General features: G+C 70.1%; 3 protein-coding genes. All 3 read left to right on the top strand.

The window, feature by feature from the left end:
- Window positions 1-338, top strand: a 338-nt coding sequence (locus tag A33M_RS21680) for an FUSC family protein (protein ID WP_040622593.1), incomplete at its 5' end; no start/stop codon positions are given.
- A gap of 163 nt (window positions 339-501) precedes the next feature.
- Window positions 502-1,179 (top strand): hypothetical protein, encoded by a 678-nt coding sequence (locus tag A33M_RS21675; RefSeq protein ID WP_008392098.1) that lies wholly within the window; start codon window positions 502-504, stop codon window positions 1,177-1,179.
- A gap of 75 nt (window positions 1,180-1,254) precedes the next feature.
- Window positions 1,255-1,599: a hypothetical protein gene (locus A33M_RS21670; protein ID WP_157223623.1), complete on the top strand. Its 345-nt coding sequence runs from the start codon at window positions 1,255-1,257 to the stop codon at window positions 1,597-1,599.
- Window positions 1,600-1,810 lie beyond the last annotated feature (211 nt).

The raw sequence follows: 1,810 nt of genomic DNA, 5'->3' as shown, positions 1-1,810 counted from the left end.
TGACGCCGGTGCCGCTGGTGCTCGCTCTGCTGGCGATCGCGCCCTTGGTGCCGCTGCAGTTCCCGCGCCGGTTCTGGCTGCAGACGGCGCTGATCGCGGTGCTGCTCTTGATCGCCTTCCGGCTCGCGCTGCCCGATCCGCGCTCGGCGAGCGCGCTGATCGTCGAGCGGCTGGAGGACATCTTGGTCGGCTGCGCGCTGGCGCTGGTGGGGGCGCTGCTCGCCTTCCCGCCGCTCGAGCGGAGCCGGGCCAAGATGCGGACGGCGACGCGGATCGAGGCACGGAGCGAGGCCCGCATCGGGGCGCGGGCCGGGGCGCGGGCCGACGAGATCGGCTGAGACCGCCGGCCGAAGGCGGTTTCCCCCGCACGACGGCCGCCTCGCGCGGATTTCGCGCGGGCCTCGCCGTGTTCGGGGTTGCGCGGGCCGCAGTTCCGCCCCAGTTTCGCCGATGCTTCGCGTTCGAACCCGTTCGCCCACCGCCGAAACCGCAGGCCGCGCCATGCCCCTGATCGCTGCTGCCCTCGTCCGCACGCGCCCGCTCGTCGTGGTCGCCGTCGCGCTTCTCGCGGCGGTGCTCGCCGGCGGCCCGGTGCTCGCCCAGAGCCAGAGCCAGACTCGGCCGGCCGACGGCGGCGACGCCATCACGCCGGTCGAGGAATACGCCAAGCAGGTCGAGGAGCTGAAGAAGAGCTATCCCGACCTCTCCAAGCGCATCGAGGAGAGCGCCAAGTCGATCGACCAGATGAGCAATGTCGATCAGGCGCAGAAGGAGATCGAGGAGCTGCGCGGCATCGTCGCCGGCCTGCTCGGCGAGGTGTCCGACAACGGCACCGTCTCCCAGCTCGGCGCCAAGGCGCTGGCGCACGCCCGCGGCAAGCTGAAGGCGATCGAGGGCGACGCCCGCTTCAAGCCCGAGGAGAAGGAGTTTCTGCTCGACCAGTGGCGCCGCCTGATCACCGAGACCGAGCGGGCGACCGAGGACCTCGAGAGCGCCCGAAAAGAGTTCGCCGACCTGTTGCGCACGCTGCAGACCCGCGAGGACTTCATCGACGAGCTGATGCAGGTGCGCCGTGCCTCCGAGGCGCTCCAGGTGATCCGCGACCTCACCCGCGAAATCCGCGACGCCTCCTCCAAGCTCAAGGGGCTGATCGGGGGCTTGAAGCCGCCCGGAGTGTGAGGAATGCGGATGGGGGGATTCTTTTTTTTCTGCCGCACGGGCAGGGCCGCGGCACGTTCTTACGCGGTGGCCGCCGTGCTGCTCGTGGGACTGGTGATCACGGGCTGCCGGCTCGACGGCGGCACCGGCTATGTCGAGATCCGCACCGTGCCGGTCGGCCCGTCCACCCAGGCGACGCTCTATCTCGATTCGGAAAAGCTCGAGCCGCTCAAGAAGGGCACCGCGGTGCTGCGCCAGTCGGTCGGCACCCACAAGCTCGGCATCGCGTCGTCCGGCGAGCCGCGGCTTCTGTGCGAGGTGGTGATCGAGAAGGACCGCATCACCACCGTGACGGTGTCGCTGTTCGAGCGCCCGCCGCGCTGCCAGTGCCGCTCGAGCACCGGCACCGACGCCGCCTCCAACCGCCGCTGCACGGGGTAGGGTGGACGCTGCCGATCACGGATTTCGAGTTTTCGCCGGAAGTCCCCCTCACCCGCTCGCTCCACTCGCGACCTCTCCCCGCAAGCGGGGCGAGGTGAGGAGAATGGGGCGCCAGCGACGACTCCTCTCGCGGGGGCCGCGTGTCCCGCGAAAAAAAACCGACTCATACTGCTTCCGAATGATCAACTCGGACCATCGGTCCCGGCACGGC

The sequence above is a fragment of the Rhodovulum sp. PH10 genome, from assembly GCF_000293785.1.
Classification (GTDB): Bacteria; Pseudomonadota; Alphaproteobacteria; order Rhizobiales; family Xanthobacteraceae; genus Rhodoplanes.
Note: the sequence above shows the minus strand (reverse complement) of the source record. Positions and strands in the feature narration are given on the sequence as shown.